This is a genomic window from Vibrio agarivorans (genome assembly GCF_030409635.1).
GTDB classification, from domain to species: Bacteria; Pseudomonadota; Gammaproteobacteria; order Enterobacterales; family Vibrionaceae; genus Vibrio; species Vibrio agarivorans.
This window is the reverse complement of the sequence record NZ_JAUFQF010000004.1, coordinates 1196917-1221746: the sequence shown is the minus strand read 5'-3', so window position 1 is coordinate 1221746 and position 24830 is coordinate 1196917. Positions and strand designations below refer to the sequence as shown.

The window sequence follows — 24830 nt, the reverse complement described above, 5'->3', positions numbered from 1 at the left end:
AGATGTAAAAAAGCCAGAGCATTCAATGCTCTGGCTTTGTCATTTTAGAGAGTGAGATTAAGCAACTGGTTCGGTTACCTTCTTCTCTACTTTCACTGCAGCTACCTTAAACTCAGGAATTTTAGCGTGTGGGTCTTTCGCGGTATTGGTCAGTTTGTTGACTGGCGACTCTGCAAAATGAAATGGCACAAACACCACCCCGGTTTGCATGCGCTTAGTCACAAACGCAGCAATATCAATCGAGCCACGACGAGTGGATATCGTCAGCATTTCGCCATTACCAATGCCCATCGCTTCCGCATCCGCCACACTGATCATCGCGCGTGGGCCCGCAAGGTTATCTAACCCCTTGGTCTTACGCGTCATTGTGCCAGTATGGAACTGCTCGAGGATTCGCCCAGTGGTAAGAATCAACGGATACTCTTCATCTGGCAACTCCGCCGCGTATCTAAATGGAATCGCCTCCATTTGACCACGCCCACGAGTGAACTGCGTTTGGTGCATTATACGCGTGCCTTGCGGATTGTTCTTATTGCTCGGCCACTGCATACCATCGGCTGGAATCGCATCCCAACGCAAACCCGCATATTGAGGTGTAACTCGCGCGATCTCATTGGTAATTTCACTCACGTGTTCATAGTGCCAATTACCGCCCATCGCATTAGCTAACTCTTGAATGATCACCCAATCTTCTTTGGCTTCACCCGGTGGATTCACTGCTGGATTTAAGCGTTGAACACGGCGCTCTGTGTTAGTGAAATGCCCTGACTTCTCAGCAAATGAGCATGAAGGCAGAACCACATCCGCATACTGCGCTGTTTCTGTTAAGAAGATATCTTGCACCACTAGGAAATCGAGCGCTTCAAGACCTTCAAGAACGTGCGCTTGGTTTGGATCACTTAGCACCGGGTTTTCGCCCATCACATACAAACCACGAACTTCGCGCTTACAGGCGGCATCAATGATCTCCGTAAGGGTCAAGCCAGTCTCTGTCGGCAAGTGAGGCGCATCCCACTCAATCGCAAACTTCTGATGAATAAGCGGGTTGTACACCTTTTGGTAGCCAGGGAAGTTATTTGGCAGCGCCCCCATATCACACGCACCCTGTACGTTCGATTGACCACGCAGTGGGTTAATACCGCCCCCTTCGATACCAATGTTGCCACACAATAACTGCAAGTTAGCAATAGAGCGCACATTGTCGTGCCCGGTCGTATGCTGAGTAATACCCATGGCGTAATAGACTGCGGTGCGCTTCGCCGTGCCGATGGTACGTGCCATAGCAAAGATGTCTTCAGCTTTAATGCCTGTAACCAACTCAACCTTATCAAGGGCATAGTTTGGTGACATCACCTCTTGCAGCAGCGTATCGAAGCCATCAACGCGGTCTTCGATGTATTCCATGTCATACCAACCGTTTTTGATGATCTGCTGCATCACACCATTGATCAGCATCACGTCAGTTCCTGGGCGCTGCGCTAGATAAAGCTCGGCATGATCAGCCAATTCAATACGCTTTGGATCCGCAACAATCAAGCGTGCGCCATGGTGGCGGATTGCCTGCTTGATGTGTGAAGCAATAATAGGGTGCGCTGCCGTGGTATCTGAGCCAATGACAAAAATCACGTCTGAGTGTTTGATACTCGGAATATCATTGGTCATCGCACCACTGCCTAGCGATGCCTCTAGGCCTGTCACTGTTGAGGCGTGACACAGGCGAGCACAGTGATCGACATTGTTGGTGCCTAATTCACGGCGAATGAATTTCTGGAACGCATAGTTATCTTCATTAGTGGTTTTTGCTGAAGAGAATCCCGCCAGAGCATTACTGCCGAACGTCTGTTTGATTGAGCTGAATTTGCTTGCCACCAAATCAATCGCTTCTTGCCATGAAGCTGGCTGCAGCCAACCGTCTTTACGGATAAGAGGAGTCGTAAGGCGCGCGTCACTACCGATAAAGTCAAAGCCAAAGCGGCCTTTAACACACAGCATGCCTTCGTTCACTGGTGAGTCACCACCTTTGACATAACGAACCTGGTTAGTAGCTTCATCAACGTGCATGCTAACCTTGCACCCCACACCACAGTAGGTACAGATAGTATCAACAACTTTCAGTTGCTCGATGCGGCCCTGCGCTCGGTCGCGACCATCCATCATTGCGCCCGTCGGACAGACTTGAATACACGCACCGCATTGAACACAAGCTGAATCACCCATCAAGGTTTGGTTTGGGCCAAAGTTCGGACGACACTCAGGACGAGAAGCCGGACGACCATCTTTGTTGGTCATAAAGCTCAGCACGCCATGCACCGATTGCTCTCGGCAAGCTTGCACACACTGACCACAGCTAATACAGCGGTTTGCATCAAACACAATAAACTCAGAGCTGTCGTCAATGGCAAACTTCTGGCGGTTATCACTGCCTCTTAAGTTTTGCCATTCCGCATTCGACTGAATCTCCACCGCGCCATCAAAAGATTGTTCGGCACTGTATTCGGTTGAGTAATCACGCAAATCACAATTGGTATTCGCCTGACAGCCACACTCTAAACAACGAGCGGCCTCAGCCATCGCCTCGTGATTGTCAAAGCCTAATTCAACTTCAGCAAAACTCTGCTCACGCTGCGCGCTCGTCAGCTCTGGCATGATCTTACGCGCGACTGTTTGGATACGTGAGAACTGCTCAGGATCTACCTGCTTAACAGATTTACCCTTACGAGCATTAAATGGCGTAACTGGGATCTGCTCCATGTTGCCATCAAAGAAACGATCAATCGCCTGCGCCACAATGCGTCCATCGGCAACAGCTTCTACAGCAGTTGCTGGGCCACGTCGAAAATCACCAATACTAAAAATGTTACCGGTTCCCGTGTGCAGCGTATCTGGATTAACATCAGCCGTGTTCCAGCGAGTAAGCGGGATTTGCAGCGCTTCTTCATCCATAAAGCTCAAATCTGGCTTTTGTGATACGGCGGCAATCACGGTATCAAACTCTTCAGTGAAGAACTCACCCGTTGCTTTGGGACTACGACGACCCGAAGCGTCAGCAGGACCGAGCGCCATCTTTTCAAGGCGAATCGCGCTAACACGCCCCTCATCATCTGCGATGTTTTCTGCTGGGTTAGTCAAGAAGTGGAACTTGACCCCCTCATGTTCAGCTTCTTCAATCTCGTAATCTTCAGCCGGCATTTCTGCGCGCGTACGACGGTAAATCAGCGTGGTGTCGGCACCATCACGTACAGCGGTTCGCGCACAGTCAATCGCGGTATTACCGCCACCAATGACGGCGACTTTCTTACCTGTTCGATATGTTTTCTCGGTCACATAGTCTTTTAGGTAATCGACACCGAGGTAACAACCGTCAAGGTCACTACCGGTATAATTCATCTCTACCGCTTTCGATGCGCCTACAGCAAGACACACCGCATCATAATCTTCACTCAATGAAGATAAGGTAAAGTCTTCACCCAGTTTTTTACCGCACTCTACCTGCATGCCATTGCGACACATCAGTTCAATTTCTTTATCAAGAATACTCTTAGGTAGACGGTACTCAGGGATACCGTAGCGCAGCCAACCACCCGCGTGAGGCATCGACTCAAACACGGTGACTTCATAGCCTTCATTCGATAAGTAATAACCTGCCGTCAGTCCACCAGGGCCACTGCCAACTACCGCAATACGCTTCCCATTCAACGGCTTTTTCGCTGGCACGTAAGCTTCTTGAGCGGCCAAATCTGCATCTGCAGCATGGCGCTTGAGCTGGCGAATCGCAATGGAGTCATCGACTAAACCACGACGACATTCAGTCTCACAAAATGCTGGGCACACACGGCCAATCGAGAGCGGCATAGGGAGAGTGCGCTTAATCACTTCGATGGCTTTTTGGTGGTCATTTTGCGCAATATGGTACAGATAAGACTGGATATCCACACCCGCAGGGCAAGCCGTTTTACACGGCGCTTCACAGTCAGCGTAGTGGTCTTCCATAATGCGGTTTAGTGCTTTTCGGCGATGCTCACTCAAGTAATCAGATTGAGTCACTACACTCAAACCATTGTAAACATCAAGTTCACATGAGCGTTTTACACCACCACTTTCAACTTCAACCACACACAGGTCACAGGGGATTTTTTCATCGGTTTTGTTTGCACCGCAAAGAGATGGAATCTCTACACCGCAGACTTTTGCGGCTTCGAGTAGTGTAAGCCCTTCTTCAACGACTCGATATTTTCCATCGATCACAATTTGTATCATACGTGCCTCCTAAGCACTGAATAGCTCTATTCTCTGAGCCTTTTTATTGTCCTTTTTATCAATACTCGCCCGACAACTGGGCGGCATTGTTATTCCACAATCTTACTATGGATAAAGCGAAAATGGTCAATTGTCAGACAATTTATTTGACTGGTTGGAGGAATGAGTCATTTATTAATAACGGATAGGTAGGATCAAAAAAGGCCAGCAATGCTGGCCTTTAAACTCATTAACGACAGCGAAGACTACGGACGGGCAACAAAACCCACGGCCGCATAGGCTTGCTTCAATGTTTCTGCTGCGCGAGCTGATGCTTTTTCTGCGCCCTCTTTCATTACAGCGTCTAGGTAAGCACGGTCTTCACGAACGCGGCGGTATTCCGCTTGGATTGGCTCAAGCATTTCTACCAACGCTTGGCCGACATCTTTCTTAAATGGACCGTACATCTCTACGCCTTGGTATTTCGCTTCAATCTCTTCAAAGCTCATGCCGGTTGCTGCAGAGTAAAGACCCATTAGGTTAGAGATGCCCGCTTTGTTTTCCCAATCATTCGCGATACGCGGCGGTGTCTCTGTGTCTGTTTGCGCCTTGTTGATCTTCTTGATGATTGACTTCGGCTCTTCAAGCAGAGTGATCACGTTCTTACGGTTATCATCTGACTTAGACATCTTCTTCGTCGCATCTTGCAGGCTCATTACACGCGCATTCACGGTTGGAATGTACGGCTCTGGCACTTGGAAGATAGGTTGCTCAGGGCTGTAGATGTTGTTAAAGCGTGTTGCGATATCACGCGCCAGCTCAAGGTGCTGTTTCTGATCGCTACCCACTGGCACTTGGTGTGCACCGTAAAGCAGGATGTCAGCAGCCATCAATACCGGGTAATCGTACAGGCCAACGTTCACATCGTTCGCGTAACGCTGAGACTTGTCTTTAAACTGAGTCATACGATTCAGTTCACCCATCTGGGTGTAACAGTTAAGAAGCCAACCAAGTTGAGCGTGCTCTGGTACATGTGACTGAACAAATAGCGTGCTCTTCTTAGGGTCAACACCAACTGCAAGACAGATTGCTAGTGCATCGAGAGTCGCTTCATGCAGTGCTTTCGGATCTTGACGAACCGTAATGGCATGAAGGTCTACGACACAGTATTGGCAATCGTAATCATCTTGCATCTGTTGCCATTGACGTAGAGCACCCAAGTAGTTACCGATACTTAGTTCACCTGATGGTTGAACACCACTCAATACGATGGGTTTGCTCATGGGAATAATTCCTTTGACTTCTTAATCTAATAAAATGAAAAAACCGTGTGAGTTCTCCCCACACGGTTATGTCAGTGTACTTATTAACAAGTATTTTGCTAGTAGTTTCGTTGTAATTACGCAGAAACTAAAACTAGGTCAACTATTTCAGCGACAGTGTCTGCAACATGGTGTGGGTTCACCTTACTGATTGGCTCGCCATGGTTGTATCCATAGGTTAATCCAAACGAGTAACAGCCCGCATTTTGTGCAGCCAAAATGTCATTTTTCGAGTCGCCGACCATCAGCATTTGCTCAGGTGTGACTTGATGTTTTTCCATCAACCAATTGAGCGCGATTGGGTTCGGCTTTTTCTCTGGAAAAGTATCTCCACCAATAACATCAGTAAAGTACTGTTCAATCTCATGTTTGGCTAAAACATCAGGAACAAATTTTGATGGCTTGTTAGTTACCAGTGCAAGAACAAAACCCGCTTCATGCAGTGCTGCAAGTGTCTCTTTCACTTGAGGGTACAGGTGGCTGAGCTTGTGTCTGGTCTTCTCATAAAAGTCATCAAACAATTCACGCGCTTCGGCGCGTAACTCTGGAGAAAGCTCTGAGCTAACAGTTAGGCTTTGACTCAATGAACGACCAATTAAAATGTCAGCGCCATTACCCACATAATCACGCACTTGCTCTTCTGTGACCGACGGGTAGCCCAGCGCTTGGACAGCTTGATCCGCAGCGACCGCTAAATCGGGTACGCTATCTAAAAGAGTCCCATCTAAATCAAATGCGATGAGTTTGATGTTGTTCATTCGAATTCCCTGAAATTGTGAGTGCTTATTCCTCCCCAGATAACAGGAGGAAACAAGCTCTTGCTATTGCTCCTCCCCCTTTTCAAGGGGGAGGCCGGGAGGGGGTTAATCTCCACCAACTTACGCACGGCTAAATTAATAGAAACATTAACCCCACCCTAGCCCTCCCCTTGATAAGGGGAGGGGATCTTAGTTATTTAACCTGCGCCAACTCCGCACGCATCTCATCAATAACCTGCTTGTAATCAGGCTGGCTAAAGATAGCAGAGCCTGCGACAAACATATCTGCACCCGCTTCTGCGATCTCTTTGATGTTGTCGACTTTCACGCCGCCATCGATTTCTAGGCGAATATCGCGTCCTGACTCATCAATCATCTTACGCACTGCGCGCAGTTTATCTAACGTATTTGGAATAAATGACTGGCCACCAAAACCTGGGTTAACTGACATCAACAAAATCATATCCACCTTGTCCATAATGTACTCAAGGTGGCTCAGCGGTGTAGCTGGGTTCAACACGACACCAGCTTTACAGCCATGCTCTTTGATCAGTTGCAGCGTGCGGTCAACGTGCTCAGAGGCTTCAATATGGAAAGTAATCATTGAAGCGCCAGCTTTAGCAAAGTCAGGAATAATACGATCAACTGGCTTCACCATCAGGTGTACGTCGATTGGCGCTGTAATGCCGTAATCTCGCAACGCTTTACACACAGGTGCACCGAATGTCAGGTTAGGTACATAGTGGTTGTCCATCACGTCAAAGTGAACAACATCTGCGCCTGCAGCAAGTACTTTCTCTACATCTTCGCCAAGGCGAGCAAAATCAGCGGATAGGATAGATGGAGCAATTAGGAAGTCTTTCATTACGAACCTCGATGGATGAACGGCGGTTAAGAGTTGCGCGCCATTCTACCTAACCAAGGTATGAGAGCAAACGATTAATTCGACGGGGTTTCGTTTGTCGCTTTATACAGCGCTAGAAGCTCATCGACTTTGTTGCGACCGGCGCCATTACGACTGATAGTGCGCTTCACCTTCACTACGTTCAGCTCTGCACCGTGATAAAGACGGCGCGTTAACGTTGTATCGTGATTTGAAATCAGTACAGGGATGTCTCGCTCTAGTGCTGTCTTTTCCGAGATATCCGCTAATGCCGCTTGATCATCTAACGAGAACCCATTACCGGCATAAGAGGTAAAATTGGCAGTATTAGAAAGTGGTGCATACGGCGGGTCGCAATACACAACACAGCCTTTGCGAGCGCGTTTGAATGTCTCTACATATCCCTCGCAAACAAACATCGCTTTCTTCGCTTTCTCGGCAAAAAACTCCAGCTCTTTCTCAGGGAAATACGGCTTTTTATAAGAACCAAATGGAACGTTGAAGCCCCCCTTCTTGTTGTAACGGCACAGGCCATTAAAGCCGAAGCGGTTCATATACAAGAAAGCAAGCGAGCGGTACATCACATCATCAGTTTGATTAAACTGAGCGCGAATATCTAAGTAAGCTTCTTTGCGATTGTTCTCTGGGGTAAACCAACGCTTTGACTCTGAGATATAAAGCTCTGGATCCGTTTTAAGCAGGTTATACAGATTGATAAGATCGGGGTTAATGTCAGCCAACAGGTATTGGTCAAAGTCGGTATTCAAAAATACAGAGCCGGCACCAACAAACGGCTCGACTAGCTTGCGCGCATCTGGCAAGTGACGTTGAATATCTTCAACCAGACCATATTTTCCACCAGCCCATTTTAAAAAGGCGCGCTGCTTTTTCATCTACTGCTCTGTTGTATTTTCTGACACTAAAAAATTAGGCTGCGGAATGTAACATATTTACCACCCTAAGTAACCTTTGAATCGGCGCTAGGGAGCATGATTAAAATTAGTTCGCCGTTTCTATTTCGCGATGAACTTGAGCCATCGCTTTGGCCCAAGGGCTCAACTGCTGAACCTCATTCGGTAACGTGACAACCGCATCTCTCGCTGCTTGAATCGTAGGGTAATTTTCAAAAGTGACGATAAACCACTTTACGTCATCTCTCAGCGTAGGGTAAATCCGAACTTCACCGTCAACTGGGTGTTCATCGATAAACAGCTGAACCTCTTCAAGGGTATTGAGCGCAGCGAGTTGCAGCGTGTAACTGCGGGGAGAGTATGCTAACAGCTCCTCTCGTGCAAAAGAGAAGTTAATCTGAGTTTGTGGTGGCTGCTCAACCACCTCTGGCTCAACCGGCGCAAGCTCTGGGGTCGCAATAGTGGTTTCCTCTGGAGCTACCTCTTGAATCACCGTTTCTTCAAGCTCTTTCAGTTCTGGAATCGTTTCTGATGTCGCACTCTCGTCAAGCAAAGCATCGACCACATCTGAGGTAATCACCACACGGCGTTCACTATCATCAATGCCTACCGTTGCTGTCGAATCTGTGACGGCTTGTGGCAGCGACGCACTATCATCTTCCGCCTCTGCGAAGCTTGGGTCTGCACGCTCAACTCGCGAGCCCGTCGCCGAAGACTCAGGCAGTGTTGGAATTACCGTTTGCTCGACCATCGACTCGATACGAGCACGGTTATCATCTGGTGAGCTTTGCTGACTCAACCACCAATATCCGCCTGCTATCAATAACAGCAACAGCAATACGATAAGGATGAGTGTGCGAGGTGAACCCACTATCGAACGAACGATAACGGTCTTCTCTTTTTTCTGAGCTGCGAGTGCCATAATCTCTCCCGGATAACGTGTCACTTTTGCAAATGACTGCCGAACCTGCTTTTCCATATCCGGTTCAACATAACGCATAACTAAAAATTCAAAGAAACGTTCTGCCTCTGGTTCAGCAAGCTGGTCGATATCCAATTCGATCGGCTTGAGATCTTGCCCATAGCTCAACCGTTTTAGCAGAGGATTTACGCTGTTATTGTGTGCCATCAACACAATGTTGATGGACCAATCACTGCGCTGATTAGCAGCAACACTTAGTAACCATAGCTCACTAAGCAGCTGTTCTGAAAGTAAATGCGCATCGTCGATGACCAAAATGAGATCACAAGGCTCGCCCTCTAAAATCTGCTCGAGATTGTCGGCAAGCTGAGTATTGGTGTAGAAGCCCTGTTTAGGAAACCACTGCTCCATTAATGAAGCGCGGCGCTGATCTTCAGTTTGATTTGGATGACAAAGCAGTAAAGCTTGGTTCTTCTCTTGCGCCCACACCTCTAAAAAGCGCTGCGCTAACCAAGTTTTACCTGCTCCTTGTGCACCACCCACGACCACAAGGTTTGAGCCAAAACGAGTCAGTAAAGAGAGCCTTTCTAACAGATCTCCCTGTGAATCCAGTTCTAACACTCGAGAATCGCGCATCGCGTTATCAGCCTTACTCGCTATAACCTATGTGGTGCAAATCGATTATACCTGACGGCAAAAGTCGATTGCTTGCTCAAGAATGGCTTCTGGAACACCTTTTACCACCTCTGCAGTACCAATCGAAGTTGGTAGTACCAGGCGCAATTGACCCGCTAAGACTTTTTTATCGCGCATCATGTGCGTCATAAAATCTTCAAAGCTCATAGAGTCAGGGGTTTGAACCGGCAGTTTTGAACGCTTCAACAGATTTAAGATACGATCAAAATCCGCTTGTTTAATCAAGCCTTGCATCAATGCGGTTTTCGCCGCCAAGACCGTCCCAGCGGATACCGCCTCACCATGCAGCCATTGACCATAACCTAGCTCTGCTTCAACCGCATGACCGAAGGTGTGGCCAAGGTTGAGCAGTGCTCGAATGCCAGACTCTTTTTCATCTTGAGCCACCACTTCCGCTTTGATCTGACAACAGCGTGCAATCGCATAGCTCAGTGCTTGCTCATCAAGTGCGTATAGACGGTCTAGGTTTTCTTCCAGCCAAACAAAAAAGTCTGCATCATAGATAATGCCGTACTTAATCACTTCGGCAATACCGGCCGCAAACTCACGCTCAGGCAAGGTTTTGAGGCAGTTGGTATCAATCAGCACCGCTTGTGGTTGGTAAAAAGCACCAATCATGTTTTTACCCAGCGGGTGGTTAACGGCGGTTTTGCCACCAACCGACGAGTCTACTTGCGACAATAGTGTGGTCGGGATTTGGACAAAATCGACGCCTCGTTGATAACACGCTGAGGCGAAACCAACTAAGTCACCAATCACACCACCACCAAGGGCCACGACGACAACATCGCGAGCGTAGTTACCCTCGATGAAAAAATCCATTACCTTATTGAAGGTCTCTAGGCTTTTGTACTGCTCACCGTCAGGGAGAGTCAGTAACGCAGTGTCGCAGTTTTGCTGCTCAAGAAGAGAGAGTATTTTATCCGCGTACAGTGGGGCTACCGTGACATTGCTGATCACCACAACCTTTTGTTTGGCAGATTTTTGAGAAGATAAGAAAGAGAGTTGAGCCGGATCATCAAATAATCCGGCACCAATTGAGATTGGGTAGCTTCGTTCGCCCAACTCGACCGTAATCCGTTCCATGGTTGTTCTCCGCTAAAAATAAAACGTATTAACGTTCTTCTAGCATTTTTACGATCTGGTTGGCTACCACTTTTGCACTTTGATCGTCAGTACGCACTGTGTAGTCCGATACTTCTTCATAAAGTGGGTTGCGCTCGTCGGCTAGCGATACAAGCACTTCTCGCGGATCGTCCGTTTGTAGCAATGGACGTTTCTTGTCGCGGTTAGTGCGCGCTAGCTGCTTTTCGATAGTCGTTTCTAGATAAACAACAATACCGCGAGCAGAAAGACGATTACGGTTTTCTTTGCTGATAACAGAGCCGCCGCCCGTTGCCAGTACGATACCTTGTTCTTGAGTAAGATCGTTGATCACCGTTTCTTCGCGCTTACGGAAACCGTCTTCGCCTTCAACATCAAAAACCCATGCGATATCCGCACCAGTGCGTTCTTCGATAACCGTGTCGGAGTCAATAAACTCCATGTGTAATTGTTGAGCTAGGTGGCGGCCGATTGTGCTTTTGCCCGCGCCCATAGGTCCAACAAGAAATATGTTTCGTTTTTCAGCCATGTTAGCAGTAACTTACAACTTTAAAATCAATGACATCGCTACAAGAACCCTCTTTATAAGAGCTCGCATATTGCCCTCTTGTAGCACCAATTCCTCACAGACAGACGTGATAAGACCCGAAATTATCTAGATATGGTGCCACTAATGCAAATTTATTTTTCCTGTTGCTCGAATTAATGATCGAATTCCAATAAAGCCGAGTTATTGAACCACGACTTTAGGTGTGACGAAGATGAGTAATTCGCTTTTACCAAACTGCTCATAAGTGCGTTTAAACAGCGTTCCCAGCAGCGGTAAATCCCCCAACAGTGGGACTTTATCGGTTGAGTTGGTCACGCTGTGCTGGAATATGCCGCCCAGCACCACGGTCTCACCATTATTAACCAATACTTGAGTACCAATTCGCTGGGTATTGATGGCGACCGCCTCGCCGGTGCCAGTTTTGACTACTTCACCCGGTCTATCTTGGGTCACACTCAAATCGAGCACTAAACGATTATCCGGCGTGATCTGCGGCGTCACTTTCAAACTTAACACCGCTTTCTTAAATGCAACTGTCGTTGCGCCACTTGATGAGGACTCCAAATACGGGATTTCCGTGCCCTGCTCTATATAAGCGGGCTTCTTGTTGGTGGTAATCAATCGAGGGCTTGAGATAATCTCGGCTTTTGATTCTCGCTGAAGGGCTGATAGCTCCAAATCGAGTAAGGTGTCTGAACCGAGTTTCGCAACCTGAAACGCGATAGAGGAGGCATTAGTCGATGTTGCCGCCAGGTTGACATTAAGAAAGTCTTCTATTGGCAATGTATCTTCATCAAGCAGGCCCTTTTGAAACAAGTTGCTCTCGATACTGCCCCCGACAGTATTATTGCCGTTAGTAGAGGTGAACCCCCAGCGCACACCTAACTCATCCATATCCCCTTCATTAATTGATACAAGGCGCGCTTCTATTTGTACCTGCTTCACTGGGATATCAAGCGAACTGACAATTTCTTGAATGACTTCTATGTTCTCCGGCAACTCACGAATCAATAGAGAATTGGTTCGTTCATCAATACTGATAGAGCCACGCTCAGAGAGCATGCTAATCGCCCCTTGCCCACCAATCATCTCCGCAATCTCTGAAGCTTTGGCGAAATTGACTTTAATGATTTCAGAGGTGAGCTCACCAAGCTCCTCCGCCAAACGGGCTTTCTCCAGTTGCTGTTGCTCCCGCAAATCGAGTTCTGCTTTTGGTGCCACCAAAATGACATTGCCATCAACACGCTTATCTAGCCCCTTAACCTGAAGAATAATGTCGAGCACCTGCTGCCAAGGCACGCCATCAAGGCGCAACGTCAGGTTGCCAGAAACAGAATCCGAAACCACAAGGTTGAAATCGTTGTAGTCCGCAATCAATTGCAGCACGTTGCGTACAGGAATATCTTGGAAGTTAATCGATATCAGCTTGCCTTCTTTCTCAAGCGCGTTTGGAGTATGGATCTGCTGCTCTTTCTGCTCGCTGATCGTTACTTCAAGGTACTTGCCCTTTAAGCGGTATTCATAGTGATATGGCCCCTGCATCGACACCAGCAAACGGGTGCTAGGCTCATTACGAAACACCTCGATACTCTCTACCACGCTCGAGAAATCTTTCACATCGAGTAGATACAGCTTGTCACTGCTGACATCTGTTTTTAGCAACTCGATATTCAAGCCTTGTGCTGTTCTTTGCAGATCCACCACCACTGAGGGTGAAGCTAGCTCAACAATCACTAATGCGTCTCGATCCGTATTTAAGCGAAAATCGATACTCTGCAGTTGATTCGCAGCGTCTGCCAGGGCTAGTGGCCCCCATAGAAATGCAAGGCAGACCAGCCAGATACGGAAAATACAACTCTTCATTGTGACAACTCATCCTTTAGTTTTAATGTGTTTGGCGTATCGCCGAATCTATTTCAATGCCAGTGTGACTGTGCGTGTGTTCCAGCACCCAAGCCCGTCAGGCATCGTCTCTTTTATCACCAGTCGGTTACTCGCGACTTTCGTCACCTTGCCATTGTTGAGGCCAATGTATTGACCCTTGTGGATCTTGAGCACATTACCCTGTGGGGTTTGAATCAGAGCCGATACCTCGCCACCACTGCCCATCACGCCACGTAATTTCAACTTTGATAGTGGATAACGCTCAAGTTTGCCGTTTTTACGTCGCACTGCAGGTTGCCAGCAGTCACGGTTCACCGTGGGTTGGTCAAGCACCAAGGCCGCCTGAGGCAGCACAAAAGGTTGACGGGCTTGCCGCTGTGAATAGATAGAAGCACGAAAGTCCATCGCCGGTGCCAAACTCTGTATCTCGTTTGAAGCACGTTGCTCTACCTGCTGCACATAGTCTTGCAGTGACTCTTGATTTGCCTTACAACCGAGCAATGAAATGAGCATTAGGGTTACCGTAGGCCAATTACTTTTCATCCTGCACCTCCGGCTTAAATTGGTAGGTGTATGCCCTTACGCGAAAGTGCAACGTGCTGCTCTCTTGGCTGACCCGCTGCCAGTCCACATCATCAAAATTAATGATGCGTGGCAGCTCGGCAATCGCTTGAGAAAACTCACCGATATCGTGATAAGTCCCCGTCAGCTCGATATTGAGCGGCAATCGATAGAGGAATGCTTGATTCTGCTTTTCTCCCCAGTCGATGCGTGTAAAGGTCAGGCCGTTTTCTAAACCTTTGTCATTGACGGAGGCAAGCATACTCGCGAGCTCTTTTTGCACAGGGAGTTGACTAGAAAGGTAATCATATCGTTGCTGAAGCTCATCAAGTTGAGCTTTAATTTTAGGCAGAGCCGCGGCTTTGTTGGCTTTTATTCTCAGCGTCGTTTTGAGGGTTTGCTCTTGCTGCTTTAGATGATTCACCTGCTCATGTTTTGGCGCAAGGTAGAACCAATAACCGACACCTTGCAGTGTGGCAATCAATAGTATGAGGGCGACGCCTTGCGCCCACAATGGCCATTCAGGAATCTCGTCCAGCTCAAGATCTCGAACATCAACCATGGCTTACCCCCTGTTGCGTGACATTTGTTCGATTTGAGATAGACGGTGCGGATTTGAAGTTCAGCTCAAAAGAGACTTTGAAGGTCTGGTATTTTTTACCAAACCGCGGCTTGCCATGAACAATAGAGTGCATCTCTACATTGGTGAGTTGCGATGACTTTTCTAGACTATCGAGCATGGTTGCTAATCGTGCCGTGCTGTCGCTGATACCGGTTATTTCGACCTCGACGCCGTTCATCTTTATCTTATCAACGTAAACACCTTCAGGAATTAACCCCGGGACGAGGTTCATAAAGTCGGTGGTTTTATTGCGCCTTTGCTGTAATTTCTCCACCACGTCCAAACGAGTCAGCAGTGCCTTGTGCTCCTCTTCCGTCACTTTCATCGCTTTGATACGTTGGTCAATCACATCAATTTGCTGCTGCAAATAGTGTAAACGCGCTTGCTGCTGAGTACGCTGCTCATCGGCATATCTCCCTAAGGCAAATTGCCCACCACCAGCCAACAGCAGGGCTAATACCACCAATTGAAAAAAGCGCTGTCGATGCTGCTGGCGACGAGACTCTCGCCAAGGCAGTAAGTTTATACTAGGCTGCATAATGCTGACTCTCCCACTGGCGAGCGCCTATCGCAGCCCCTAAAGCCACGGCATATTGATGTTGACCGTCAAGCGCATGAGTACTCAATTTCGGCTTAACCTGACAAAGTGAAAATGGTGCAAGCCTTTCACAGGGTAAATCCATCGCTTGTTGCAGCTGCTCTTCAATGAGTGCATGGTAAGCCCCTCCACCAGTAAGCCATACTCCGTCAATAGATTGAACACGACCATTTGGTAGCAGTTGCAGCTGCCGCTGCAAGCGCTGACTCAACTGCCGACTGAACGCTAACGGATCGTCAGATAAGCTCTGCTTTCCTTGCCCTGAAGGGGTGGCGATACCCAAAGGAATGTCTTTATAGAAAGCTTGCTCACCCGCTATACACATGGTTGATTGCAGGTGGCCGATGTTGACTAATAGCCACGATTTGCCGTGTTTTTTCATCGCATATTGACCGATATTGAGTAACGCATGCGCCTGAATATCCATAACGTGTGGCTTAAACCCCGCCTTTTCTGCAACGGTTTGACGCGATTCAATCACCTCCTTTTTACTGGCATACACCTGAAAAGCGCGTGTCGCACTGTTACTTGGCGTAGTTGAAGAAACATAGTCAAGGCACAGCTCCTCTATCGGAAACGGAGATTGATAGGAAAACGCCTGATGGATCGCAAACTCTTGTTCGCTCTGTTCAATAGACGCATCAATTTGCAGGATTTTGCTGATTACTGCGTTGTCTGGTATCGCTATGGCAGCGCGTTGGCTAAACCAAGGAAGCTTTTTCTTTAGATCTTTAAGTTTCTTGACACTATCTTGATAATTGAGCGTGTAGTTATCGGAAAATACCGCCTCGCTCACGGGTAGCTCATGAAAGCCGACAATTGTGAAATGCTGTTTTTCGGGCTTTACGACGACAGCCTTGATACTATGGCGGCCAATATCTATACCCGTGATCAGTGACATACCCATGCTCTAATGCTCCCTTGTTAAAACCAGTAAGATTTTTCTTTTGCTGCTAATTTGAGCGATAATTAGCAAAGAGCTGGTTTTTGGCTTAGAGTACAAGGGTTTGCTGCTAGGCAGCCTTAACAAATCAAGGATTCTTCGGTGAAATTCATAAAGCGACTATTTGTTTTCACATTGGTTTGCATGATTCTTGGAGTCAGTGCAATTTTTGCCATGTATTTTTACGTGGAAAAAGATCTCCCTAACGTTGATGAACTTCGTCACGTTGAACTCGAAACACCGATGCAGGTGTTTAGTAAAGATGGCAAGCTGATAGCTCAGTTCGGTGAGAAAAAACGTATTCCAGTCCAGTATGAGGACATTCCTCAAGAGCTCATCGATGCGCTGATCGCCACTGAAGATAGTCGTTTCTATACCCACTATGGGGTTGACCCTATCGGTATCACCCGTGCGGCGCTCGTCGTTGCGATGTCAGGCAGTGCCAAACAGGGTGCAAGTACCATTACTCAGCAGCTAGCGCGAAACTTCTTCCTTTCTAACGAAAAGAAAATCATGCGTAAGATCCAAGAGATTTTCTTGGCGATGAAAATAGAGCAGTTGCTGACTAAAGAAGAGATCCTTGAGCTCTACATTAATAAGATCTTCCTTGGCTACCGCTCATACGGCTTTGGCGCGGCTGCACAGACCTACTTTGGTCAAGACCTGCAAGATCTGAGCTTGGCTCAGATAGCCACACTCGCTGGTATGCCAAAAGCACCATCGACGATGAACCCTATCTACTCGCCAGAGCGTGCCACCAGTCGTCGTAATATCGTCCTAATGCGTATGCTCGAAGAAGGCTATATCACTCAAGCTGAGCACGATGATGCACGCAATGAAGAAATGATGTCGAAATACCACGGTGCAGAAATAGAGCTTCGTGCACCATATGTAGCAGAACTCGCACGCGCATGGATGGTGGAACGCTATGGTGAAGATGCATACACCTCTGGCATGAATATCTACACTACGGTTGATTCAAAGCTTCAAGAAGCTGCGCACAATGCTGCTATTGAAAACCTGTACGCCTATGACGAGCGCCACGGCTATCGCGGCGCGCGTGAATCGGCATGGAAGGAAGGGCAGCCAGCACTCTCTAGTGATGAGATCAAACGCTTTTTGCGTCCACACCCTATCTATGGTGACTTACGCCCAGCGGTTGTGATATCAGTGGATAAAGACAGCGCACAGGTTCAAGTTAAGAACCGTGACGTTCAAACCATCAGTTGGGATGAGATGAAGTGGGCACGCCCATTCATTAACGATGACCGTCAAGGTGCTGCACCGAAAACCGCTTCAGAGATTATGGCGGCTGGCGAAATGGTCTGGGTAAGAGAGAAAGAGCAACCTGCGACGGAAGACAATCCAGAGCCGGCTTCAATCTGGCGCTTAAGCCAAGTACCAGAAGCAAATACCGCCTTTATCGCAATGAACCCAGAAAATGGCTCGGTAACGTCACTTGTGGGCGGATTTAACTTTGTTCACAGCAAGTTTAACCGCGCTACTCAATCTGTTCGTCAGGTAGGTTCTAGTATCAAGCCATTTGTGTACTCAGCAGCGCTCGATAACGGTATGACGCTTGCCACGCTAGTCAACGATGCGCCAATTAACCAGTGGGACAAGAGCCAAGGCACCGCATGGCGTCCAAAGAACTCACCGCCAACCTACACAGGCCCAACTCGCGTGCGCATTGGTCTTGCACAGTCAAAGAACGTTATGGCCGTTCGCGTACTGCGTAGCGTAGGACTTGATGAGACTCGTGATTACTTGACTCGTTTTGGTTTCAATAAAGCTGACCTACCTCGCTCAGAAACGATCGCACTGGGTGCTGGCAGCCTAACGCCAGTACAAATGGCGCAAGGTTACTCCGTCTTTGTGAATGGTGGCTACTACGTAGAGCCTTACTACATTGAGCGTGTTGAAGGGCCATATGGCGATTTAGAGTTCCAAGCAGAGCCTCTGACTATCTGCCATCAAGATTGCACAACAGCTGTCGATGATGAGTTCCAAGAGCAAGATCTTGAGTCTCAATACGCTCCACAAGTTATTTCTGAACAAACCGCATTTTTAATGCGTGAAATGATGTACAGCAACGTTTGGGGTGGCGGTAACTGGCGTGAAGGCACTGGCTGGAATGGCACGGGTTGGCGTGCGCAAGCTTTGAAACGTCGCGATATTGGCGGCAAAACAGGCACGACCAATGACTCGAAAGATGCTTGGTATAATGGCTATGGCCCTGGCGTTGTCGCCACCGCTTGGGTTGGCTTTGATACCCATACTCGTAAACTAGGTCGTACTTCAAGCAATAAAAACCTCGGTAAAGACCAAGTCACGGGCGCTGAAGCAGGCGCAAAAACAGCGCAGCCTGCATGGGTGGACTTTATGGATGTCGCCCTCACTGACGTACCTGAGCATCGCAAAGATATTCCCAAAAACATCGTGCGTGTACGTATCGATCGCAACAGCGGTTTGCTGACCAACAAGTTTGATGGCTCATCGATGTTCGAATACTTCGAAGAAGGGACAGAGCCAAAAGACTTCGTTCCAAGCGCTGGCTCTGGCAACATCTATTCAGATGGCGATGGTGAAGAGCTGTTTTAGCGAATAACCTATTGATATTAAAAAGCCCAAATCACATCTGTGATTTGGGCTTTTTTGCATTAGTCCCCTCGCCTTATCAAGGGGAGGGTTAGGCGGCTTGTCAACATACGCAAATGCTTGTTGGTGTGGCAAAGGCCTTTTAACCCCCTCCCGGCCTCCCCCTTGAAAAGGGGGAGGTGCAAAAAAACTACGCTAGTGCTTCTTGAATTGACTTAGCTAATTGCTCGAATCGACCACGCAGTGGTGACCCTGGACGATAAGCCAGCACAATACGACGTGAAGGTTGTGGATCAGTGGCTTTCACGTAACACACCCCATCCTTCTCTTTTTCTTTTGGTACAGATAGCTCTGGTAACAGGGTGATCCCTGCGCCTGCTGCCACCATATTGCGCAGCGTTTCAAGACTCGTCGCTTTGAAGCGGTCATCATCTTTCGCACCGGCAGCAAAGCAGAAGCCCAATGCCTGATCGCGCAAACAGTGCCCATCACCCAGCATCAAGACCGTCTTACCATTGAGGTGTTCCATCTCAATCGTCTCTTTCTGTGACCATTCATGATCGCATGGCACCGCGAGTGTCATAGGCTCATCATAAAGTACAATTTCTTTAAACTGCTCTGTTTCAGCTACCGCTGCTAACACTAGACAATCAAGCTTGCCATCTTGCAGCTGACTCACTAACTGATGCGTTTGCGCTTCATGCAAAAACAGCTCTAACTCTGGGAACTGCTCTTTCAGTGACGGAATAATCTTTGGCAACACGTAAGGCCCTACTGTCGGGATAAATCCAATATGCATCGGGCCAATCATCTCTCCGTTTTGACCACTCGCCATCTCTCGAAACAGTTTTATCTCAGCCAAAATACTCTTGGCTTGCTCAACGAGCTGTAAGCCTGCGTCAGTAAACAACACTTTACGACTGTTACGCTCAAGCAATGCCGTACCAAGCTCATCTTCAAGTTTGCGAATTTGGCCACTTAACGTTGGCTGACTGACAAAACAGGCCTCAGCGGCTTTGCGAAAGTGTTTATGCTCTGCAAGGGATACTAAATACTCAAAATCACGAATATTCATTTTTCTGCCTTTAATAGAATTTACCTATTAAAACGATAACACCAAACGATTATCCCTATCAAAGCATTTTGGTAATAATGAACCCATCAAAACAGAGAGCAGCTTTAAGCCCTCAACTTTTACTCTTTATTTTTCTATTTAGGACTCGACAATGTTTAATGAACAACAAGTATTAGCGGCAAAAGTAGGTCAGCCAGTTCCACAAGTGACATTCCCAACTCGCCAGAACGACCAGTGGGTTAACGTAACAACAAATGACCTATTCAAAAATAAAACCGTGATTGTATTTAGCTTGCCTGGTGCCTTCACTCCAACTTGCTCTTCTAGCCACTTACCGCGCTACAACGAACTGTTTTCAGTTTTCCAAGAGCACGGTGTTGATGACATTCTGTGTGTATCAGTTAATGACACCTTTGTGATGAATGCATGGAAAGCAGATCAAGAAGCAGAAAACATCACCTTCATTCCAGACGGAAACGGTGAATTCACTGACGGCATGGGCATGCTAGTAGATAAAGATGACCTTGGCTTCGGCAAACGTTCATGGCGCTATAGCATGCTAGTGAAAAACGGCATCGTAGAGCAGATGTTTATCGAACCAAACGAGCCTGGCGACCCGTTCAAAGTTTCGGATGCAGACACAATGCTCAATCACATTGCGCCAGCACACAAAGTGCAAGAATCTATCACTGTATTTAGTAAACCAGGTTGCCCTTTCTGTGTGAAAGCAAAGCAAGCATTGATTGACCAAGGCCTACAGTACGAAGAGATTATATTGGGCAAAGATGCAACAACTGTGAGCCTGCGAGCTATTACTGGCCGCACAACGGTACCGCAAGTCTTTATTGGTGGTAAGCACATCGGCGGTAGTGAAGAGCTAGACAATTACTTCGCGCAATAATAACTAGGCTTGGGGCTCGGTCCCCAGGCGATCTTTTGGCTTAAATCTTTAAAGCCTAGGTTTCAAATTAAAAATCTCTAAGAAAACAGCAAATGCTCATGGATGAGCACCTTAGAGTACTGAATTCCAAAAACAACTAATACAACTGTCCAAGTCCTTTCCCCAACTTCTCATTGTCAAGGTTGGGGATTTTTTTTACCTGCCGTTATACTCGCCTTACTACAAAACAATAACCAACAAGAGTACCTCATGTCCTGTCAAAACTGCCAGCAACATTGGTTCTGGAAAAAAATCGGCCGCTGTCAGCGCTGTATGGATCAATTAACGGTATTATCCGTCGCGTGCTGGGGGCTGTGGTGGTTTTTCTTTCGTGATGATCCGAAAAGTATCGAGTCAATTACGTTGGTGATGGCAGGGTTTGCTTTTAACGTTTTGTTGGCATTGCATCTTTTGATGAAGTTTATTGTTCTGCCGATGCGAGGGAAGAAGTAATTTACGTGCCCGCTATTGGTTCCCTCCCTTGGGCAGGGTGGGATTGTAAGGGTTTATCAACACATCTTTGCGCCTGCGTTTGTCCGTCGCCGTTTTAACCCTCTCCCGGCTTCCCCTTGAAAAGGGGGAGAAGCAAAAACACAAGCCCCAAAAAAGAAAAAAGCCCCGATATCAATATGATTTCGGGGCTCTCTTAGATTCTTCTAAGAAAAAGCAGTGGTACTTTAATAGACCTGCTCTTTCTTAATTGGTTCCCAATAAATTCGATCTTTTTGATCTTTTTTTGGGCATGCTGCACCAAATTTACGCAACACTTTGTTTTGCAATTAGTTGTTCAGCAAAGTTGATTTCTAGCGCCACCTCATCACAGGCATGTTGGCGAGGGCACTGATCACAGTCTTTCAGCACTTTCTCAGGCAACAAGCTCTTAGACGTCGGGATAAAATCATGGTTCATAAAGAATTCTGGCGTGCGCGTTAGCACAAACACTTTCTTAATCGCCATCTGCTTGGCTTTATCCACCAAGTGCTGAACAATAGCCGTACCATGGCCTTGACCATGCCAGCCCGCTTCAACACCCAACGAGCGAATTTCAGCTAAGCCAGAGTCATACACATACAAAGACGCACAACCAGTCACCTCTCCATGATGTTCAGAGACCGCAAACGAGCCAATATCTCTTACTAGCTCATTACGTGAGCGAGGTAGGTTTTCACCCATGTTCGCCCAGTAAGTCACCATGCCTTCAAGCGACTCAATATCAGTCAAGCGCGCTGCACGTACTTTCACCGCAGAGGTATCACGCGCATCAAGACGCTTCTCAGCTTGTTCTACTGAAAATTTCACTTGGGTTGGTGATACGCCGCCCAACGCACTACGTTTTTCAAGACAGGATTCAATCGTGAGGATGTCATATACATCTTCTTCAATCACACCTGAGAAGGTTTTCAGCTCGTCTATTGATAGCTCTTCAAGGGCGCAACCTTTAGCAATGGCTCCTACAACCGCCACACCAACGATGTGGTGCGCTTCGCGGAATGGAATGCCTTTAGCAACAAGATAATCGGCAAGCTCAGTCGAGTTGGCATAACCTTGCTTCGCAGCTTCTAGAGTACGTTCACCATTGACTTTGATGCCATCGAAACACAACGCTGCCATTTCCATACAGTCGTTCCATGTATCAAGCGCATCAAACAGGCCTTCTTTGTCTTCTTGCATGTCCTTGTTATAAGCAAGAGGCAGTGCTTTTACGGTCATCATCATCGCCGCCAAAGAGCCATAGACACGTCCGGTCTTACCACGAATAAGCTCTAGCGCATCAGGGTTTTTCTTTTGTGGCATTAATGAAGATCCGGAGGTCACTGTATCCGCAAGTTCAATGAAGTTTGACTCACCAGAGTTATAGAAGATCATGTCTTCAGCAAGACGCGATAAGTGAAGCATAGAGATAGAGGCGATCGACATCAGCTCCATCACATGGTCACGGTCAGAAACAGAGTCGAGCGAGTTTCTGGTTGCTCTTCTAAAGCCAAGGTTATGCGCAAGCTTTTCACGATCCATCGGATAGGCAGTACCCGCCAAGGCACCAGAGCCAAGAGGACACGTATCCAAACGTTTAATCGCATCGTTTAGGCGAGAGTAATCACGCTCGAACATTTCGACATAAGCTAAACACCAGTGCGCGAATGTCACAGGTTGGGCTCTCTGCAAGTGGGTGTAACCCGGAAGGACTGTGCCTTGATGCTCTTTAGCAACCGAAACCATTTGAGATTGAAGGCGGTCTAGAGCTAGCAGAAGCTGCTGACCTTGCTGACGACACCAGAGTTTCAAATCTGTCGCGACTTGGTCGTTACGAGAACGGCCAGTGTGAAGTTTTTTACCTAAGTCACCGACTTTGCTGATCAGCTGCTGCTCAACCCATGAGTGAATATCCTCTGCATCAGACGCCAGTATCTGATGTGGGTCTTCCATCACTTCAAGCTTTAGCTCATTCAGGGCAAGTTCTAGTCTTTGCTGCTCATCCTCGGTCAATACGTCAACAGATAGCAGTGCCTTAGACCAAGCAATAGAGCCAACAATATCTTGCTCGGCCAATCGATAATCAAAGCGAAGTGAATCGTTAAAATCTTTGAATCTCGTATCTGCCGCTTGGGTAAATCTTCCGCCCCATAATGCCATTGTCACTCTCCTAATGCTCACTAATCACTGCATAAGCGAAGCTTAGCCCTGATTTAAATCCATGTCTTTTTTGGTATGGTTCAAACTTACGGCAAAAGAGAACAAATTGGAAGTATTAATTCATTTATTTTACATAAATATTCATAGCGCTACATTGTGTGGAAAGTGAGAAGTGAGAAGTGAGAAGTGAGAAGTGAGAAGTGAGAAGTGAGAATGGCTGTTTCCCTTACACCTTTCAACCAAGAAGTAAAAGGCCGTGACAATAATCACAGCCTTTCTGTTTCGTTAGTGCTTCAAGGTAAACCTTTATCTGACGACCTACTTCTCTTTCTTCGCCTCATTCAAAGCACGAATGCGGCTTGATAGTGAGTAAAGACGAATAAAGCCACCAGCATGGCTTTGGTCGTAGACCTCATCTTCGCCGAAGGTTGCAAACTCTTCTGAGTATAGGCTGTTGTCTGAGCGCTTCTGAGTCACAGTAGCTTGGCCTTTGTAGAGTTTAATCACCACCTCGCCATTCACGTCTTGAGCAAGCTCTTCTGATGCTGCCAGAATTGACTTACACAGTGGCGTAAACCAACGGCCATCATAGACAAGGTGAGACGCTTTCACACCTAGCTCTTCACGAAACTCAAACGATGACTTATCAAGAACCAACTGCTCAACGGCGCGAAGCGCTTCCATCATGATAGTGCCTCCCGGAGTTTCGTAGCAGCCACGAGACTTCATGCCAACAAGGCGGTTTTCTACGATATCGATACGACCCACACCGTGTTTCGCGCCTTTTTCATTCAAGTAAACTAGGGCGTTGTATGGTGTCATTGCTTCACCATCGACACCAACCACTTCGCCTTTTTCTACTTTGAGTGTGACGTACTCCGCTCCATTCGGCGCTTGCTCTGGGTCTACTGTCCAAACCCAGCAATCTTCATTTGGTGCATTCCAGGTATCTTCCAGCACACCACCCTCAGTTGAGATATGCCAAGCATTCGCGTCACGAGAGTAGATTTTAGTTAGAGAAGCAGAACATGGGATATTACGCTCAGCAAGGTAGTCGAGACACTCTTCACGGCTCACAAGATCCCATTCACGCCAAGGGGCAATCACATGTAGGTCTGGTGCAAGAGCTGCAAATGCACCTTCAAAACGTACTTGGTCGTTACCTTTACCTGTACAGCCGTGACACAATGCGTCAGCACCGACTTTACGTGCAACTTCAACCTGTGCTTTAGCAATAATAGGACGCGCCATTGATGTCCCTAGCAGGTATTTGCCTTCATAGTATGCGCCTGTCTTTAGTGTTGGGTAGATGTATTCCGCCACCATCTCTTCTTTTAGGTCAGCAATGTAACACTCAGAGGCACCTGACGCTTTTGCTTTCGCTTCGATACCTTCTAGCTCTTCTTCGCCCTGGCCGACATCCGCGACAAACGCCACCACTTCACAGTCGTAGTTCTCTTTGAGCCAAGGAATGATTACCGACGTATCAAGACCGCCAGAATATGCGACAACAACTTTATTTACTTGAACTTTACTCATCATATTTCTCCGTGTTCCCACACTCAGCTTGGCGGCCCGTGGGGAGGTTTACATTTA

At 47.5% G+C, this 24830-nt stretch carries 19 protein-coding genes; 3 read left to right on the top strand and 16 right to left on the bottom strand.

Going from position 1 to position 24830, the window contains the following annotated elements:
• Positions 1–57: 57 nt before the first annotated feature.
• The 13 genes from fdhF to pilM form a co-directional block, all read right to left on the bottom strand.
• Complete coding sequence (fdhF, locus tag QWZ05_RS14155) at positions 58–4257, bottom strand: formate dehydrogenase subunit alpha (protein ID WP_264874367.1); 4200 nt, start codon at positions 4255–4257, stop codon at positions 58–60.
• Between the two features lie 245 nt (positions 4258–4502).
• A complete protein-coding gene (gene trpS, locus QWZ05_RS14150; RefSeq protein ID WP_264874368.1) occupies positions 4503–5519 on the bottom strand; it encodes a tryptophan--tRNA ligase in 1017 nt (338 codons plus the stop codon).
• A gap of 116 nt (positions 5520–5635) precedes the next feature.
• Positions 5636–6316, bottom strand: a complete 681-nt coding sequence (locus QWZ05_RS14145; RefSeq protein WP_290299037.1) for a phosphoglycolate phosphatase — start codon at positions 6314–6316, stop codon at positions 5636–5638.
• Between the two features lie 193 nt (positions 6317–6509).
• On the bottom strand, positions 6510–7181 hold the full coding sequence (gene rpe / locus QWZ05_RS14140; protein WP_264874370.1) for a ribulose-phosphate 3-epimerase: 672 nt from the start codon (positions 7179–7181) through the stop codon (positions 6510–6512).
• A 74-nt stretch (positions 7182–7255) separates the two neighbouring features.
• On the bottom strand, positions 7256–8092 hold the full coding sequence (locus QWZ05_RS14135) for a Dam family site-specific DNA-(adenine-N6)-methyltransferase (RefSeq protein ID WP_290299034.1): 837 nt from the start codon (positions 8090–8092) through the stop codon (positions 7256–7258).
• A 106-nt stretch (positions 8093–8198) separates the two neighbouring features.
• Positions 8199–9668: an AAA family ATPase gene (locus tag QWZ05_RS14130; RefSeq protein WP_290299032.1), complete on the bottom strand. Its 1470-nt coding sequence runs from the start codon at positions 9666–9668 to the stop codon at positions 8199–8201.
• A 45-nt stretch (positions 9669–9713) separates the two neighbouring features.
• Positions 9714–10814, bottom strand: a complete 1101-nt coding sequence (gene aroB, locus QWZ05_RS14125; protein ID WP_290299031.1) for a 3-dehydroquinate synthase — start codon at positions 10812–10814, stop codon at positions 9714–9716.
• Between the two features lie 28 nt (positions 10815–10842).
• Complete coding sequence (aroK, locus tag QWZ05_RS14120; protein ID WP_264874374.1) at positions 10843–11361, bottom strand: shikimate kinase AroK; 519 nt, start codon at positions 11359–11361, stop codon at positions 10843–10845.
• A 201-nt stretch (positions 11362–11562) separates the two neighbouring features.
• Positions 11563–13245, bottom strand: a complete 1683-nt coding sequence (locus QWZ05_RS14115; protein WP_290299029.1) for a type IV pilus secretin PilQ — start codon at positions 13243–13245, stop codon at positions 11563–11565.
• A 48-nt stretch (positions 13246–13293) separates the two neighbouring features.
• Positions 13294–13809: a pilus assembly protein PilP gene (locus QWZ05_RS14110; RefSeq protein ID WP_290299026.1), complete on the bottom strand. Its 516-nt coding sequence runs from the start codon at positions 13807–13809 to the stop codon at positions 13294–13296.
• Positions 13799–14389 (bottom strand): type IV pilus inner membrane component PilO, encoded by a 591-nt coding sequence (locus tag QWZ05_RS14105; RefSeq protein ID WP_264874377.1) that lies wholly within the window; start codon positions 14387–14389, stop codon positions 13799–13801. Before QWZ05_RS14105 ends, QWZ05_RS14110 begins: the two co-directional genes overlap by 11 nt.
• Complete coding sequence (locus QWZ05_RS14100; protein ID WP_290299023.1) at positions 14382–14987, bottom strand: PilN domain-containing protein; 606 nt, start codon at positions 14985–14987, stop codon at positions 14382–14384. Before QWZ05_RS14100 ends, QWZ05_RS14105 begins: the two co-directional genes overlap by 8 nt.
• Positions 14977–15954, bottom strand: a complete 978-nt coding sequence (gene pilM, locus QWZ05_RS14095; RefSeq protein ID WP_290299021.1) for a type IV pilus assembly protein PilM — start codon at positions 15952–15954, stop codon at positions 14977–14979. Before pilM ends, QWZ05_RS14100 begins: the two co-directional genes overlap by 11 nt.
• Positions 15955–16092: 138 nt before the next feature.
• Here pilM and QWZ05_RS14090 point away from each other — a divergent pair, with 138 nt between their 5' ends.
• Positions 16093–18591, top strand: coding sequence for a penicillin-binding protein 1A (locus QWZ05_RS14090; protein ID WP_290299020.1), 2499 nt, complete (start codon positions 16093–16095; stop codon positions 18589–18591).
• Positions 18592–18778: 187 nt separating this feature from the next.
• Here QWZ05_RS14090 and oxyR read toward each other — a convergent pair whose 3' ends face one another.
• Complete coding sequence (gene oxyR / locus QWZ05_RS14085; protein ID WP_290299018.1) at positions 18779–19663, bottom strand: DNA-binding transcriptional regulator OxyR; 885 nt, start codon at positions 19661–19663, stop codon at positions 18779–18781.
• Positions 19664–19814: 151 nt separating this feature from the next.
• On the opposite strand from oxyR, the gene QWZ05_RS14080 reads away from it, so the two are divergent.
• Positions 19815–20564 carry a glutathione peroxidase gene (locus tag QWZ05_RS14080; RefSeq protein WP_290299015.1) on the top strand — a complete coding sequence of 250 codons (750 nt, stop codon included), beginning with the start codon at positions 19815–19817 and terminating at the stop codon, positions 20562–20564.
• A gap of 249 nt (positions 20565–20813) precedes the next feature.
• Complete coding sequence (locus QWZ05_RS14075) at positions 20814–21056, top strand: DUF3624 domain-containing protein (RefSeq protein ID WP_290299013.1); 243 nt, start codon at positions 20814–20816, stop codon at positions 21054–21056.
• A gap of 303 nt (positions 21057–21359) precedes the next feature.
• Here QWZ05_RS14075 and argH read toward each other — a convergent pair whose 3' ends face one another.
• Positions 21360–23234: an argininosuccinate lyase gene (gene argH / locus QWZ05_RS14070; protein WP_290299011.1), complete on the bottom strand. Its 1875-nt coding sequence runs from the start codon at positions 23232–23234 to the stop codon at positions 21360–21362.
• Between the two features lie 318 nt (positions 23235–23552).
• Positions 23553–24773: an argininosuccinate synthase gene (locus QWZ05_RS14065; RefSeq protein ID WP_264875445.1), complete on the bottom strand. Its 1221-nt coding sequence runs from the start codon at positions 24771–24773 to the stop codon at positions 23553–23555.
• Positions 24774–24830: the final 57 nt, after the last annotated feature.